Raw genomic sequence first — 17,438 nt, 5'->3', positions numbered from 1 at the left:
AGCTTTGGGAACCATCTTGGTTCCTTTTTTAGTGATAAAAAGACTAGCAGACAAAAACTGCTAGTCTTTTGGTTATTATTTTATCTATCCTTGTTAAAAGAAAGAATATTTATTATGAATTTGGGTCGTCGAGACTACGACCATGTAATCCTTTTTCACGTTGGACTTGACGTAGTTTCTCTGGTGTAACATCGTTTCCTTCTTCGTCCACAATTTTGATCCCTTCAATGTGGTGACGAACAGAGCGACGATAGCCTTCGATATACTCCTCACGAAGTTTAGCTTGTTCCACTTTTTCAGCAGAAGTTAAGCCTTCTGTTTTTTTCTTTTTGGCAAGCTCGTTGATACGAGCGATTTTTTTCGGATCCATTTCTTCTCCTTTGTGATAAGATACAGTCCGTTTGACTGAGTTTATTTAGTATTGATTTGGTTAAAACGAGCGAGCTTAGCTGCTTTCTTGGTTAGTTGTGACAAGATTGCCAAACGATTTTGACGGACTGCTTCATTTTCAGCCATAACCATGGTATTCTCAAAGAATGCATCAATGACTGGGCTAAGAGCAAAGAGTTGGTTCAATTGCTGACTTGCAGAACCTGATAAAACGAGTGTTTCTACTGCTTCAGCCAAGGTTTTCTCTTCTTCATTCTCAAAGAGAGCAGGATCAACCGTGTCATTGCCTTCTGCTTTCTCAGCCAAGTTGAAAGCACGTGAGAGGGATTCAACAGATGGTTTAAAGTCTTCTCCTTTGCTTGCTTCTACAAGAGCACTTGCTGCTTCCAACATATCCGCCACAACAAAGTTTGACCCTGCAAGAACGGCTTCCTTAATATCTTTTGGAGTAGAGCCCATCATCTTATCAACACGAGCCTTGATAAATTCCATAACCTCTGTCTTATTTTCATAAGTCAAACTGTCAAATTTCAAAGCATAAAGGCTATCAATCAACTCATCCATAGCAATGTGCCAACCAAAGGCATCCAAGATACGAACCACACCTTGGGTCGCGCGACGAAGGGCATAAGGGTCATTAGACCCTGATGGAATCAAACCTACTGAGAAGAAGCTCAAAATCGTATCCAATTTGTCTGCAATGGCAAGCACTGCGCCGACCTTGCTCTCTGGAAGTTCTCCTTCAGCTGATGTAGGCATGTAGTGTTCACGAATAGCAGCTGCCACTGCTGGAGTTTCACCAGCAAGAAGGGCATATTTCTCTCCTATAATTCCTTGGAGCTCGTCAAATTCACCAACCATACCTGTCAACAAGTCAAACTTGTAAATAGCTGCTGCACGGGCTAGATCAATCGTTTCATCCGCTGACAATCCTGCTTTTTCTGCCAAGAGAATAGCAATCTGACCAGTACGAATCATGTGTTCACGAAGGGAACCAATTTTCTCATGGAAAGTCACATTGTTTAATTTTTCAACAAGATCTGAAATGACCAATTTTTGGTCTTCACGCCAGAAGAATTCACCGTCTTCCAAGCGGGCTACCAAGACTTTTTCATTTCCTTTAATGACATTTTCCAAATGCTCTGCATTTCCGTTACGGACAGAAATAAAGTTTGGCAATAGTTTACCATCTTGATCACGAACAACAAAGTAACGTTGGTGTTCTTTCATTGAAGTCACCAAAACTTCTTCTGGAACTTCAAGGTATTTGGCATCAAAACTTCCCATAAAGGCAGTTGGGTATTCAACCAAGTTCAAGACTTCATTAAGCAAGTCAGCATCAATCTCGATGCGTACACTATGCTCAGCTTCGATTGCTTTGATTTGGTCAACAATCATTTGCTCTCGTTCACGTGGATCTGCTATTACAAATTGTGCACGAAGATCTTCTTCATAGCTCAATGCTGACTGAATTTTGGTTTCTTTCCCCAAGAAACGATGACCACGGCTCACACGACCTCCCTTGATATCAAGGAAATCCAAATCAAACTCTTGCTCATCCAAGAGAACAATTAAGGTGTGAACAGGACGAATGTATTCAAAACTATTTCCAGCCCAGTGCATGCTGACAGGGAAAGTCAATGACTTCAAGACATCTACAACACCAGGAACAATTGCTTCAACTGCTTGACCAACTTCTTCCTTAGTGACATAGACATATTCTTCACCCTTGATTTCACGGAATTCAATATCTTCAACAGTCAATCCTTTTCCACGGACAAATCCTTGAGCTGCTTTGGTGAAGTTTCCATCACTATCCAAGGCAATTTTCTTTGCTGGCCCCTTGAAATCTTCTGTCAAATCAGACTGTTTGTCTGCAAGACCAGTTACACGAACAGCCAAACGACGTGGTGTTGAGAAGGTCTGAATAGCTTCAAAAGACAGGCGGTTTTCCTTGAGGAAGACTGCCATTTTTTCGCCTAGTTGTTTTTCACTTGGTGTGACAACATAGGCTGGTAATTCTTCAAGACCGAGTTCTACTAATAAGTTTTTTGTCATGTTTTTTCTCCGAAAAATATCTTTTTATTTTCCAGTTTGCCTTATGTGATTGGCACGCAAGCAACCAACTTCGTTGTTTCATTGCTAAAATTGGAGCCAAAAGTCTCCAATTTTGCCTAGTATCCTTAGTTTCACTAAGGATACCTTCATCACTGCGGCAACTGGTTCAGGGCTCACACTGTTCGCCCATTTTCGTAATTTGTCACTTTCTTTATTCCGCGTCTTCTGCTAAGAGTTTAGCTCGTGTTTCTTCATCCAAAAGTGGGTAGCCTAGGCGTTTGCGTTCTGCGACAAAGGTTTTGGCTACGACACGGGCCAAGTTACGGATACGAGCGATATAGCCTGCGCGCTCTGTTACAGATACGGCACCACGCGCATCAAGCAGGTTAAAGGTATGTGAACATTTGAGAACATAGTCATAGGCAGGGTGAACCAAACCTTCTTCCAAGGCACGACCAGCTTCTTTTTCAAACTTATCAAAGTTTTCCAGCAACATTTCTTGATCTGAAATTTCAAATGAATATTTTGAGTGCTCATACTCAGGCTGGATAAAGATTTCTCCATATTTTACACCATCAGCCCACTCGATATCATAGACAGAGTCTACTTCTTGAATGTAAGAAGCCAAACGCTCCAAACCATAGGTAACTTCCGCAGTCACAGGGCCAGTTGCCAATCCACCTACTTGTTGGAAATAAGTGAACTGAGTGATTTCCATCCCATCAAGCCAAACTTCCCAACCGAGACCTGCAGATCCAGTAGATGGGTTTTCCCAGTTGTCCTCAACAAAACGAATATCGTGTTCCAAAGGATTGATTCCCAATTTTTCCAAAGACTCAAGGTACAGTTCTTGGATGTTTGATGGAGAAGGCTTCATGACCACTTGGAATTGGTGGTGTTGGTAGAGACGGTTAGGGTTTTCCCCATAACGACCGTCAGCAGGACGACGTGATGGCTCCACATACGCTGCATTCCATGGCTCAGGACCGATAGCACGAAGGAAAGTGTAAGGACTCATTGTACCCGCACCTTTTTCATTATCATAAGCTTGCATAAGCATACAACCTTGGTCATTCCAAAATTGTTGCAAAGTCAAAATAATTTCTTGAAATGTTAATTTCTTAGACATTGTTTACTCCTTTTTATATAAATTACTTGCGACACGAGTCTGCCTCGTCGATCATACGAGGCAAGACGAGTTAGTACTGCGTCTAGCTCAGGCAATCTAGTGCTGAGCGTGAGGCAGTCCGACTATAAGGAGGTTTCTGCCACTGACGCAGTGGAAAGTCAATTTTTTAGACATTGTTTACTCCTTTAGTTTTTATATTTCTTTTTCAATTAATTTCTGCTGAACAAACCAATTTAACAAGGGTAGAGTTTTATCTGTATTTGCCCATAAATGATAAGAATCGAAGACCGCTTGTACACTACCTAGATTTTCTACCAACTTATCTATTGTCAAAAAACTACGCCAGTATTCGTAAAAAATACTTGCATAGTTCTTATCATAAGTCGAAGAACCAAAATCATTCAATGAATGCCAACCATACTTCTTCTGAAAAAGTTCTACAAGAGATTGATTACAAATTTTTTCCGCTTGAAATTCCTCTTCTGTCAAGAAATACTTGCGACTAATATATTCAACCATCCCCTCTTCGAACCAGATATAAGAGTCGTAACCATCAAAATCATCTAAAAAATGCTCCGACCAATGAGCTAACTCATGTCCTACAATCTGTAAGAGGAAATTTTCAGATAAAGAATGATAGTGACTTTCTATTGCTTGAGTTTGCTGAGAACACTCGTAGTCCATCAACTGATACAAATACAACTCTTTCCAAACAGCTAAATCAGGCGTCATAACCATTCGTCTATTATTTGTATAGGCTGGAACAGCACTTTCCCTAATAATCTGTGTAGCAGCATTAAAACTTGACCAAATAACAGCTTGCGGTAAATCACAGACTGCAAGTTCATTCTTTAAAAAAGATTGATAATCTTTCAACTTTTCTGTATTTCTTACTACAAAATCACAAAATGCAGCTAGTTGACTATCGTCTTTTACAAGATAAAAGTTTTCCACGTCTCTCCTTTCTTTCACACAATAGACTGAATAAGCAAAAGAACCGCATCCGACAATCCTAGGTTAATTTAACCTAGGGGCGTCAGAAACGCGGTTCCACCCTAATTTATTACTTCATTGTTTTTGAAAATACTACAGAAAGTGCCAGTTCATTATTTTGCCCTACTTGGCTCCCACTATCCCAAGCTCGCTTGAAGAACGCCATAAGACTTTCTTTCCTGCTGACTATTATATCAGAATTGTAACATACTGTAAATCAAAAACTATAGAAAGATGTATAGTATACTCTACTCACTTTTTGAGAAAGTTGCAAGTCCGATCACTGACAACAAGAGAGAAATTCCTGAAATACTTAGAATAATAGAAATCATGTTATTCTCACCAGTGGCTGGTAATTGTTTTCCTTCTTTGTTGACTGTAACTAAAAGCACTTTTTGACCACTTCCAGCTAGTGTTTTATTCTCATGCTTAGCTTCTATATTGGAATGATGTATTACAATTGATGTAGCTTTCTCAATTTTATCATTGCTAATTGAAGGCTTGATAGTTGAGACTTGTCTATTGTGACTTACTAATTTAACAGGTTTCACTTGAAAAACCGGCTTAACTGGTGCAACTGGTTTGGTTGGAATCTCTACTTTATTAGCCTTAAGTTTTACAGCCGTCTCTTTTAGAGCATTGATTACTGCATTAATTTCTTCTTGACTAGCTTCTGCATTTTCCAAAAGTAGCTTAGCTTTGTTGAAAATAAGATTATATGCATCTTTCTCCTCTTTACCAGCTGTCAAAAATCTTGGATCTTTGTCTTGGAACTTCACTTCATCCACGATAACATTTTTTAGGCTCATGAAATCTGTTTCTTTCCCATTCAGCTGGTCTTGTGCTTTCAAGAAAGCGGTCAATAGACGGTCGATTTCATCTTGAGTTATCAAATCTTTTGTAATTAATAATGCCAAGAGTTTAAATTCACGATCATATTGACCTTTGAGTTCTTGATTAGAATTTATATATTTACCTTTTTTAACTGTCTCAGCATATGCTTTAATAGCATTCTTCAATGATGTGATATCAGATTCCTTACCATCCAATGTTTGCATAGCAGACTCTAAAGCCTTAACAATTTGGTCAATTTTATCTTGGTTAAGTTTACTTCCCAATGCTAGTTGCGCATCTTTGACACTTTGATCAAAAATCTCTTTTAACTTCTGTTTTGTATTATAATATCTCGGAGTTTTAACTACTTCCATTTGTTTATTTAAAGCTGCAATCAAAGCTAACTTAGAAACAACTGAAAGTGACAAAACATTATTTTTACCAAACAGAACTTTAAATGGTTGAAGATTATCAAGTAATTCATAACCGTTGGATAGATTTACAAGAACCTTATATTCACCAGTAACCACTTTCTTACCGTAAGAATGTTTACCATATGTTTCAGCTGGCAAGACTTGACTCTGACCGTCTTCACCTACTAAAGTAATCGTTGTAGTTCCAGGAACAGCTTGATTAAAGCCAACCGTTACTGGGGCATATTTCATTTTGTTAGCCAAGAAGGTAATAGTTTGAAAACTATTTTCTTTCGTTAAATCAAATTCCTTAGATAGAGCACTCACAAATTTCAACTCTGTACGGTCATAGCTAAAAATTTCTGCAACATAATGCCCAAATTTCAAGAAATTAATATCTTTTGACTTATCAACGGTTACATATTGACCTTCGCTATTTTTAATGCGATAAACATAAGTTGTATCAATCTCATCCTTGGTTTTATTGTTTAGTATAGCAATTTTTACACGACCACTATTTTCTTCACCTACAAGATCTTTGAGAGATATAAAATCTACATTTCCCGCAAAGTCTTCTACATAATAGAAGATTTTCGATTTATCAACGTTCTTAGGAAGTGTATAACTACCATCTTCATTTTGTTTGATAATTTGATACTGTTCGATTTCTGAATCTGTCGCCTCTCTATTTTCAGAAGGACGAATATAAAAGACTTTTTCTAGAAGAATTCCACCATTTCCGACATCCTGAGGTTTGCGAGCTATAAATTGTTCTTGATCTTCTTGAGAACGAATATATCCCGAAGTAATCAGAGGTTTTTGTGTATCGATTTGAATTTTAAATGTTGTATATTGTTCCTCAGCTCCAGGGACATCTGGCTTATAACTAATAACATAGTCATAAATTCCATCAGAAACTCGATTTCCATTAGAATCCTGTCCTCCCCAAGCTGTTTTATCTACAATATAACTTCTTGGATTTCTAGTATCGCCATCAAAATAATTTTTTACAAGGTCTGTTGGACGACTTTGCCAAATAGGCTGACTGTGTGTTGTATCCGAAGAAGCATAAACTGTCGCACGAAGATTTACCAAGTTTCTATAGACAAGAGTTTTAAACTGAACAGAATCTTTATTACCATCCTCATTTGGCGAGATAGCAAGGCGGATGTTCCCCTTTTCATCTAATTGAAGATGGTATTTTCCTTCAGCATCTTGTTTCACTCCGAGTACAGTCACTCGATTTCCTTGACGCTCTGCTTTTAAAACATTTACATCATTTTCAGAACTTGTTAAATAAGTTGCATCGTCTGAAGGTGAAATTCCTGGATTATCTTTATCAATTTCAGAGTAAAATCCACTGTTTCCTTCCTTAATCAATTGATAAATTGGTTTTTCAATTGCAGGTAGATTTTGGAATTCTCCCTTAAATCCCATAAATGGTAAACCAATAACAGAACCATCATCTGCAGGATTGACAAATCTAACAAATCCTTCTAGAAAATATCCATTTGGCATTATTTTGCTAAGTTCTTCAGTAAACTTACTTGTATCTACACTAACTGTTACCGTCTTCGTACTATGAGCTTTCACAGTTACTTCAGGCCAAACTGTTTCAGTTAGTTTTCGTGGACGGAGAGTGAATTTCCCTTCTTCAACTTCGTCCGTATTTGTATTTACAATCATCTTCAATGTTTGGTCTTTATCCGAAATATTATGAATTGTAACTTCAAAGGTAAATTTATCACCAACATTGCCAAGAGTAACACTTGGATAGTTATTCGCACCTATTACAAATAAATCTGTGCTTGTTGCCGCCATCGTGTCAACTACGCCCGCACCTTGCTGACGTGGAGAAGTATAGGCTCCAGTTTGTTTATTAAAATGTGGTTTTGCAGTAGACATAATTAAAGCTTTTACAATCTCTGAAATTTGACTAGCTGATAATTCAGGATGTTTTTTCGCTAAATATTCTTTGACTAATGCTGCGACACCAGCTACATGAGGAGCCGCCATACTTGTTCCACTGATACTTCCATAGCTATTATCGTTAAATGATGAATAGATATTTCCACCAGGTGCAGTAACATCTGGTTTCAATTGTCCATCAGTTGTAACTCCCCAACTTGAAAAATCTGATAATTGGTCTGCAACGTCTGATTTACGATTATCCATCTTGTGATTAAAGACAATTTTATACTGACCAGACTTAAGAATTTCACCATAATGTTTTGAAATAAAGACAGATGGGATTTTCTTAGCATCACCTGTAACAGACATACTAACATTTGCACCTTCAACGTTGTTATAAATTAAAACTCCAGCTGCACCGTGTTTAAGAGCATTTTTAATCTTATCAGAAAAATTAATTTTACCACGTTGAATCAGTGCTAACTTGCCTCTTACATCAATATTAGCAAAATCTTCTTCACGACCAATACCTGCTGCTACATATTCGTATTCTTTCCCTTTTTCAAAATCTTTTTCTGTTTCAGGTCTATTAAAATCAAACTTACCATAATCAAGGGTAGCGTCATTTTCTAAACCTTTTACTTCAAAGACTTCAGTAGTTAGAATTTTATTATTAATCGAAGCAACAGAAATTGAATCTTCTACTGTAGAAGGATTTCCTACGAGACCATAATCAGGATTTGCTGCCAATGGTTGTGAAAAACCTCTACCGAAAGTATTACTATTACCAGCAGCAATAACAACAGATACTCCTTTAGCGCGTGCTCTTTTTACTGCATCAATGATATCTGAACCTGCATCTACCGTTGAACCCGCACCTGCACCCAAACTCATATTGATCACATCTGCACCTAGTGCAACTGCATCATCAATAGCTTTTACATAGAGGGCAGATGCTGTAGTTTTATCTCTGTCTGAAAAAACTCTCATAAACATAATTTGAGCTTCTGGCGCCACCCCATAAACCTTCTCAGAATTCGGGGCTTTATTAACAGGATTTCCAGCTACAATCCCAGTAACATGCATTCCATGAGACTCTTTTTCAGCTTCTTTTATATTATCAGTTCCATCAAAGTAATCATAAGCATATACTACTTTATCACTGTACCATTTCCCATAGTCAATACCAGCAGCCTTTTTAGCTTTTTCGATATCATCCTGATTTTTAAATTTCGCCTTTGACGGATCAGAAATACGCAAAACCTCATGATTCAAATCAAGACCTGAATCTATAACAGCGACTACAGTTCCTTGTCCTTTATGTCCTGCTTCCCAGGTTTTAGGGACAGTAATAATTTCATTACTGGAGATACTGTTTGGCTTTTCTTTATGTCCACCTTGAGATAACGACTGTGATTGGATGCTTTCTGAAGAAGAATTACTTTTCACTGCTGATTCTTCATTCTTCTCTTCACTTTTTATAGCAGTCGTTTCTTTCTGTATGGTTACATTCTTATCTGACTTATTATCTCTATATTCTATAGAATCATCTTGTTTTAATGACTCTGTCACTTCTGTTTTTTCCTTCGAAGAAGAATTTAGAGCATTCTTGTCAGCCGTGACTGGCGGTGCGAGCTTATTTGAATCATCTAATTTATTAGTCATTACAGCATGTGTAACTTGATTGGATGCTTCAAATTTTCCCTCATCGGCACTAACCTGTGCGAAAGCAAATCCGAATGCAAAGACCGTTAGCAGAAAAATCGTTGCTACTTGGTACTTTTTATGACAAAAATCTTTGCAATCTCCCATAAAATCACTCCTTTTTATTTAAATTAAAAGTATTATATACTAAATTATCAGAAAATTCTATCAAAAACTTATTTTGTAACAAAATTGTAATATTAACCAATCCTATCATGAGATTTAAACATAAAAAAATTTAGCCTCGATTAATACAAGACTAAATTTATTTATTGAAAAATTACTTACGATTTAATTAGTTATTAAGCAAAAATCTTACTGATCACGGTCATAGAATAGTTCATGTGCTTTTAATCGTGAACTAAGCATTTCAGGAACTGTGACAAAGTGATATCCTTGCTCTTTTAGATAATCTATAATCTTTGGTAAAGCATTCACTGTTTCAGCATGGATATCATGCATTAAGATAATCGAACCATTACGAACTTGACGTTGAATCTCTGTCAAAATAGATGCTTCATTTTTACTCTTCCAGTCCAGACTATCGACATCCCACATAATAAAGCTCAAATCGAGGCTATTGCGAATGTCGTCTGTAATGGCTCCATAAGGGGGGCGCATAAGTTTGGAGCTAGACCCCAACACTTTAGTTAGCGCATCTTCAGTATCAGTAATCTGTTTTTTAGCTTCATCAAGCGAAAGTTTTGAAAGCACTGGATGGCTCCAACTATGGTTTCCAATGATATGGCCATCTGCTTTCATGCGTTTCAAAATCTCTTCATTGCCAGAAACATTCTTACCTAAAACAAAGAAAGTTGCCTTGATACCATACTTAGAAAGAGTATCTAATGCTTGATTTGTTGTTGCAGGATTTGGTCCATCATCAAAAGTCAAGGCTACTACTTTACGATTTTTCTTTTCATAATAAGCCTTATATAGCTCTGCATCCTTATCTGATAAATAAGAGGACTGAATAACTTCAAAGAAACTAGATACTGGCAAGGCAATCTCGTCCAGATTTTCAACTGACTGACTTGGATATAGGATAATTTGACTATCCTTGTAATCAAAGTTCCATGCAGACAAGTCTTGGTCAGACAAGCCTTTAACAAGCTGCTCAATCTTTTCTTGTTCTAATTTCTTATCCTGTAAGAAAGAGGTGATTTCTTTTAACAGCTTCTCTTTAGCCTTACTAGCATCTGAAAATAGTTGATCAAGGGTAAAAGGTTTACCATCTTCGGTCAAATGCACTTTCGCTAGACTAGTTTTTTCAGTCTCTTCAACTTTTGACGAAGTTAAATCATAGACTTGTTTCATCACACTATGATCTACAATCCCTTTCAAAGTCGAATCCTGTTTCTCTGTATAATAAAAAACTAGATTTTCCTTGTCTTCCAGATTTTCCTTAATATCCTTTGTCATGATTTCTTTTATAGACGAAATCACTTGCTCCCCTTGGAGAGGATAATAGGCAATCACTTCGGCTTGTCCCTTACGAAAATGATCTTTCTGATTTCCCTCACTCAATTGATCATCTTTCTCTTTTTTGAGCGATTCAATCTTTTGCTCAAAACTTTGCTTTGTATATATTTTATATCCAATAATTGAACCGAGAACGCAAATACTTACTGAAAAGATAGCTACCAGAGCTATTAAACCGATTCTCTTTTTATCGTGCTCAACACGTTTTGCTCTACTTTTATCCATAGAGATATCATATCAAATTCAGGCTATAATTTCAATGAGAAATAAGTACTATCACTCGTTTTGAACAAAAAAATAGACTCCATAATATCTATAGGGGATTTACCCACTACAAATATTACAGAGGCTTTTATTATGTTAGAAACGAATCGTCTCACGTGTTTTTTCGTATGAAGTAACAAAACGGTTGGTTACACCAGGTTCTGCAACTTCCAAAGCTTGCGAAATCTTATCAAATGAAGCATGGTAATCAAATTCTTTTTCAAAAATTTCTAATGATTCATTAAAGGCTTCTTGAATTCGTTCATCAAATGAGCGGTAACGGTTCGAATACTGTAGTAATTGTTCTGTCAATGTTGCATATTGAACAATATTATAGGTTTCTTCTTCAAGTGCTTCCATATTATTTGTTGTAATTTCAAGCATACGGTTCACAGCTTCAATATTGACCTGGGCTTCTTCTAGTTCAGACATCAACTCTTCAGTATGATTACTTGCTGTGAAGAACAACTGTAAGAAATTCTGAGGAATACCTGGAAGATTACGTTTTTCCATATATCTCTTAATTGTATGAAGACGATTAACATAAACATTTGCCTTCTGGCGAGCATTGATATCATCTTTTTCAATCTGAGCAAGACGTTGACTAACCGCAACTTGTTCATCTTCAATTTCCTTCAAAGTCGCTTGTAAGTTTTCCAAACGATCTTCAAGGAATGAATAAGGTTCAGAATGTTCCTCTTGTTCAGAAGTTAGTTCCAATACAGATTCTTCTAAAGATTCTAACTCAGCTTGTAATCTATGAACATGACTAACATCCGTTTCAGATAGTAGGTAATTGTTACTCAATCGTTGAATATCTTCCACTAAAACAGCATTACTATCTTTCATGTGTTTCAAATATGTAGGAAGGGTTGCAACTAAGCCTTCAACTACTTTTTGAGCGGCGATTTCTCGTGTAAAGATATCATAGAGTGCATTGATTTCTTCTTGAACTTGAGTATTTTCATACTCAGCATTATCCAACTCTAATTGTGCAATATTTTCGTGGTTTTTCTTCAAAGCTTCATAAAGCAATTGGAAGCGAGATTCAATATCCGTTTCAGCAAAATGATAGTTAGCGTCTAAAAGCTTACGGTAACCGTCTTCCAAATCTTCCAATTGATCAGGTAGCTCTTTAGATAATGTTTTTACAATCTCTGGCAGGCGGTCAACAATGTGACTCAAAGCCAAGATATGATTTTCAGCATTATCCAAAATTACAGCAGCTTCTACTGGGTCACCTGAAGTATTTAAAGTAACAAACTGAGAAAACTCTGATTGGATATTTTCCAATTGTTTTTCGATTTCAGATAAACCTTGGCCATATTCTTCAGAATGATCAGCAACTCTGTGTTGTAACTCTTCAAACAAATCCAAGGTATGAAGAACACGACCGCTGTTTTTAGATTCTTGTTTCTCCAAATCTGCCAAGGCATTGCGAATTGCCGCAATATCTTCTTCAATCAAGGTAATTTGGCTCTCGATTTGGTCAATTTGATGACTAGCCTTAAAAAAACGGAATGAATTGTTATAACCTTCTGCCTCGAAAAGATTATTTTCGATATCGGCAAAAGAGTTAAGAGATAGGTCAACCCATTTTTGGTTCCATTCACGGAAAGTCACTTGACTTTGTCCAATCAAGTGCATATCTTTTACAGCTTCAACTTCATCATTAACTGGAAGATTGTACAGCTCTTCTTTTTTCTCTTCTAAAATTGCTAATTTACTTTCATTGCGTTTCCGTACATAAATTGCTATAGCATATGAAATCAGCAATATAATTGCAATTGCAATTATAAGATATACTACTAGACTACCAGACATATTAAACTCCTTTTTAACTTGAAACAATCGTAATGATTATATCATATTTTTTAGACCAAGGGAACTACTTCTCCCGATTTTTTAGACATCAAGTGTACTATAGACGGCATTTTCTTCGATAAATTCACGACGAGGCTCTACTCGATCCCCCATCAACATATCAAAGATTTTATCTGCTTCTGCAGCATCGTCCACAGAAACTCTTGCCATTAAGCGATGTTCGGGATCCATGGTTGTTTCCCACAACTGGTGATCATCCATTTCACCCAAACCTTTATAACGCTGAATGGTTGGTTTGGCACGTCCTTCACTATGGCGGGCCAAGGCTTCTTGGAGTTTAATTTCTTGATCCGCTCCTGGCTGGATATATTCTTTAATCTCGCTTCCAACCTTGACACCATAGATTGGAGGTTGGGCAATATAAACATAACCAGCTTCTAGTATTGGTTTCATATAACGATAAATCAAGGTTAGAAGAAGAGTACGAATATGGGCTCCATCGACATCGGCATCGGTCATCAAAACGAGCTTTTGGTAACGGGCTTTTGAAACATCGAATTCTGCACCAAATCCAGTTCCCATCGCTGTGAAAAGACTACGAATTTCTTCATTAGCAAGAATCTTATCCATACTTGCTTTTTCAACGTTCAAAATCTTACCGCGAATTGGAAGGATAGCCTGGAACTCACGGTTACGACCAGATTTGGCTGATCCACCCGCTGAGTCTCCTTCGACGATAAAGAGTTCTGTTTCCGCAGGATTGTTAGAAGAACAGTCTGCTAATTTCCCTGGAAGGTTGGAAATTTCCAAACCAGATTTTTTACGAGTGACTTCACGCGCACGCTTGGCAGCCACACGAGCCTTAGCAGCCAGAATTCCTTTTTCTACAATGCGTTTTGCAATTTGAGGATTCTCCATAAGGAAATCAGAGAAGGCATCGCTGAAGAGACGATTGGTAATCTTGACCACCTCGCTATTTCCCAATTTGGTCTTGGTTTGTCCTTCAAACTGTGGATTTGGGTGTTTAACTGAGATAACAGCAGTTAATCCTTCACGAACATCTTCCCCTGTTAGGTTGTCTTCATTGTCTTTCAGTAACTTATTTTTACGAGCATAATCGTTGATAACACGTGTCAAGGCTGTACGGAAACCTTGTTCATGCGTTCCACCTTCATGGGTATGAATATTATTGGCGAAACTCATGACATTTTCATGGTAACCCGTTGTGTACTGCATGGCTACTTCAACCGTGATATCATCCATTTCACCATCTGTGTAAATTGGTGTATCAAAGATAACATCCTTGTTCTCGTTGATATATTCAACGTAGCTAGCAATCCCACCTTCATAGTGGTAATGCTTAGTTTGTTCTAGCCCCTCACGCTTATCTGTGATGGAGATTTGAAGACCACGGTTTAGAAAGGCCAACTCTTGAATCCGTTTATTTAATTTATCAAAATCAAAGGTTGTTGTTTCAGTGAAAATTTCTGGATCCGGTGTAAAGTGAACTGTTGTTCCCGTTTTATCCGTATCTCCAACCACCTCAAGGTCTGCGACAACATGACCACGACGGTATTCTTGGTAATGAATTTTACCATTTTTGTGGACATGAACGTCTAATTGAGTTGAAAGGGCGTTAACAACTGAGGACCCCACTCCGTGAAGACCACCTGAGACCTTATATCCGCCACCGCCAAACTTTCCTCCAGCGTGAAGAACAGTAAAGACAGTCTCAACGGCAGGTCGACCTGTTTTTTCCTGAATATCGACTGGGATACCACGTCCATCATCAACAACTGTAATCGAATTATCTGGCTCAATAAAGACTTGAATATGGCTAGCAAATCCTGCCAAGGCCTCGTCAATTGAGTTATCAACAATTTCCCAGACTAGATGGTGAAGACCTTCTTTTGAAGTTGACCCGATATACATCCCTGGACGCATACGAACAGCCTCTAAGCCCTCTAAAACTTGAATTTGACTGGCATCATAATCTTGTGCCTGCAGATTTTTGATTTCTTCTGTCATCTTATTCCTTTTTCTTACATGTCTAATACTTGTCTTAAATTCACGATACTGGTAAACAAGTGGGTAGCTAGTCCTGCAGCTTGCCCGGCTTCGATATCAATCGGTCGATCACCAATGACAAGGCCTGAACTAATTTGATATTTTTCTCTTAAATAAATCATGGATTCAGGATCTGGTTTTCTCTTAAAGCCTGAGTTAGAAGTCACCACTTCTGTAAAATAAGCTGCTATAGAGGTTTTTTCTAAAATTTCCAAGACCTGATCATTTCGATGAGAAACCAAAAAATGACGGCCACCTTGATTGGAGATATCTTTCAATAAATCAGAAACTCCATCAAACAAAATCGGATGTTCAAGCTCTCTGGCTTCATTTTCCTTATATTTTTCTAAAAAATTCTCTAAGTTGGGAGCGAATGTCTCAATCGCAAAATCAGTAGAAACCTTTAAAGCCTGATAGACACTGTCATGGTCTTGTGTGATGCCATACAGAGCTAAAGTTTCAACAAATGCAGCTGTTGAAGTTTCATAGTTATCCAGTAAAGTTCCACCTAAATCCCAGATATAATCGTGATATTTCATACCCTTCATTATAGCATTTTTTTATGAAAAAAGCGATGATTTCCCTGAGTTTTCCACATAAAAAATGCTCTATGATATTTATATAGGATAAATCTCTTATAGATCTTATGAAACCTATTTTCTTGTAGAAAAAAGTCCCATAAGATCTATAATGAAAAGCAACCAAACCATCATTAGAGAGAATCATATGGAACAATTATATTTTAACACAAAACTACTTGATATAAAAAATCCTAATATCCAATTTATGGATGTTATTAATAGGGGGTAACTTCTCAAAGTAACTTCCACTTGACTGGTATTGAGCCTAGCTTTTCATTAATCTCTATTTTATATGTAAAGTTGGCTACAAATAGCTAAACAAAGCTAACTTACAAAACCTTACTCAAGAAGTCTTTAGTCCGTTGTTCTTGGGTTTGTTCAAAAATCTGTTCAGGTGTTCCATCTTCAACAACTACACCGTCTGCCATAAAGATGACACGGTCTGCCACCTCACGAGCAAATCCCATTTCATGTGTTACGATAACCATGGTCATTCCTGACTTGGCTAAGTCTTGCATAACAGCCAACACCTCACCTACCATTTCAGGGTCCAGGGCTGAAGTTGGCTCGTCAAAGAGCAAAACATCTGGTTCCATAGCTAAACCACGCGCAATAGCAATCCGCTGTTGCTGACCACCTGACAAACTCTGTGGATAAGCAGTTGCCTTATCTGGTAAACCAACTTTTTCCAAAAGTTCCTGAGCTCTCTTCTCTGCAACTTCCTTACTTTCACCTTTGGTCTTGATAGGAGACAAGGTGATATTTTCCATCACAGTCATATTAGGAAAGAGATTAAATTGTTGGAAAACCATGCCCATCTTCTCACGCATAGCAAACAGGTCATTCTTCTTGTCCGTAATATCAACTCCCTCAAAGATAACCTTCCCATTGGTTGCTTCTTCCAACAAATTCATAGAACGAAGCAAGGTAGATTTCCCGCTTCCCGAAGGACCGATGATAACGACAACTTCTCCACGTTTAATCTCGAGGTTGATGCCCTTCAATACTTCATTCTTTCCAAATGATTTATGTAAATTTTCAATTTTTATCAAGGTTTCTGTCATTATTTCTTATCTCCTTGTCCCATACGTTTTTCAAAAGCTTTCAAGGCTACTGTCAAAATAGAAGTCATAATCAAGTAATAAAAGGCTGCAAATAAAAGTGGTGTTAAAGGTAGATAGGTTGTTGTAGAAACTGTTGTAGCCCCATTCCACAACTCCATAACACCGATAGCTGATAAGAGGGAACTATCCTTGATAATAGTGATAAATTCGTTCCCCAATGCTGGCAAAATATTTTTGATAGCTTGTGGCAAAATCACATAGCGCATCGCATTTTTAGGACGAATCCCTAAAGAATAGGCCGCCTCTAACTGCCCCTTAGGAACCGCATTAATCCCAGCCCGAACAGTCTCAGAAACATAAGCACCACTGTTCATAGAAATAATCAAAATCCCTGGAATCAGACGAGAAAGGTCAACACCTAAAATCCCAACCTGAATAGTCGGAGCATTGATATGCATAAGAGCAAAGGCAATCATAATCTGAACCATCATTGGCGTCCCGCGGAAAATCCAAACGTACAAGTTGGCTAGCCAAACAAGCGGTTTAAACTTTGAACGTTGCCCAAAAGCCAAGACAACACCCAAAATAGTTCCCAAAAAGACAACACAGATAGAAATGAGAACCGTCACAACAGCCCCATAGTTAAAATAAGGTAAATACTTAGGTAAAAAAGAAAAATTCATAGTCACACTGCTTTCTAAAATAGAATACTGTATGATTATAA

The 17,438-nt window shown here is 37.6% G+C and carries 11 protein-coding genes; all 11 read right to left on the bottom strand.

Annotated features, from left to right (window positions below; translation table 11 throughout):
• Nucleotides 1–112: 112 nt before the first annotated feature.
• The 11 genes from ACLV7W_RS03315 to ACLV7W_RS03265 all read right to left on the bottom strand — a co-directional run bounded on the left by ACLV7W_RS03315 (nt 113) and on the right by ACLV7W_RS03265 (nt 17,397).
• A complete protein-coding gene (locus tag ACLV7W_RS03315) occupies nt 113–370 on the bottom strand; it encodes a DUF896 family protein (RefSeq protein ID WP_000371291.1) in 258 nt (85 codons plus the stop codon).
• A gap of 41 nt (nt 371–411) precedes the next feature.
• Complete coding sequence (gene glyS / locus ACLV7W_RS03310) at nt 412–2,448, bottom strand: glycine--tRNA ligase subunit beta (RefSeq protein ID WP_411865430.1); 2,037 nt, start codon at nt 2,446–2,448, stop codon at nt 412–414.
• 211 nt (nt 2,449–2,659) lie between these two features.
• On the bottom strand, nt 2,660–3,577 hold the full coding sequence (glyQ, locus tag ACLV7W_RS03305) for a glycine--tRNA ligase subunit alpha (RefSeq protein ID WP_000038736.1): 918 nt from the start codon (nt 3,575–3,577) through the stop codon (nt 2,660–2,662).
• 192 nt (nt 3,578–3,769) lie between these two features.
• Nucleotides 3,770–4,531 (bottom strand): elongation factor Tu, encoded by a 762-nt coding sequence (locus ACLV7W_RS03300; protein WP_322741437.1) that lies wholly within the window; start codon nt 4,529–4,531, stop codon nt 3,770–3,772.
• 287 nt (nt 4,532–4,818) lie between these two features.
• Nucleotides 4,819–9,540, bottom strand: coding sequence for a S8 family serine peptidase (locus ACLV7W_RS03295; protein ID WP_153209428.1), 4,722 nt, complete (start codon nt 9,538–9,540; stop codon nt 4,819–4,821).
• Between the two features lie 207 nt (nt 9,541–9,747).
• Nucleotides 9,748–11,139, bottom strand: a complete 1,392-nt coding sequence (pgdA, locus tag ACLV7W_RS03290; protein ID WP_411865429.1) for a peptidoglycan-N-acetylglucosamine deacetylase PgdA — start codon at nt 11,137–11,139, stop codon at nt 9,748–9,750.
• Nucleotides 11,140–11,274: 135 nt separating this feature from the next.
• Complete coding sequence (ezrA, locus tag ACLV7W_RS03285) at nt 11,275–13,002, bottom strand: septation ring formation regulator EzrA (protein ID WP_411865428.1); 1,728 nt, start codon at nt 13,000–13,002, stop codon at nt 11,275–11,277.
• Between the two features lie 81 nt (nt 13,003–13,083).
• Nucleotides 13,084–15,030: a DNA topoisomerase (ATP-hydrolyzing) subunit B gene (gene gyrB / locus ACLV7W_RS03280; protein ID WP_000134057.1), complete on the bottom strand. Its 1,947-nt coding sequence runs from the start codon at nt 15,028–15,030 to the stop codon at nt 13,084–13,086.
• 14 nt (nt 15,031–15,044) lie between these two features.
• The gene (locus ACLV7W_RS03275; protein WP_004239328.1) at nt 15,045–15,608 is read right to left on the bottom strand and encodes an HAD family hydrolase; all 564 of its coding nucleotides are present in this window, start codon (nt 15,606–15,608) and stop codon (nt 15,045–15,047) included.
• Between the two features lie 371 nt (nt 15,609–15,979).
• Nucleotides 15,980–16,714, bottom strand: coding sequence for an amino acid ABC transporter ATP-binding protein (locus ACLV7W_RS03270; RefSeq protein WP_084929995.1), 735 nt, complete (start codon nt 16,712–16,714; stop codon nt 15,980–15,982).
• Nucleotides 16,714–17,397, bottom strand: a complete 684-nt coding sequence (locus tag ACLV7W_RS03265) for an amino acid ABC transporter permease (RefSeq protein ID WP_001011642.1) — start codon at nt 17,395–17,397, stop codon at nt 16,714–16,716. The genes ACLV7W_RS03270 and ACLV7W_RS03265 overlap by 1 nt, the downstream gene beginning before the upstream one ends.
• Nucleotides 17,398–17,438 lie beyond the last annotated feature (41 nt).

The organism is Streptococcus mitis (assembly GCF_965111735.1).
Taxonomy (GTDB): Bacteria; Bacillota; Bacilli; order Lactobacillales; family Streptococcaceae; genus Streptococcus; species Streptococcus mitis_DR.
The sequence above is the reverse complement of the archived record's forward strand: the minus strand, read 5'-3'. Positions and strand labels throughout refer to the sequence as shown.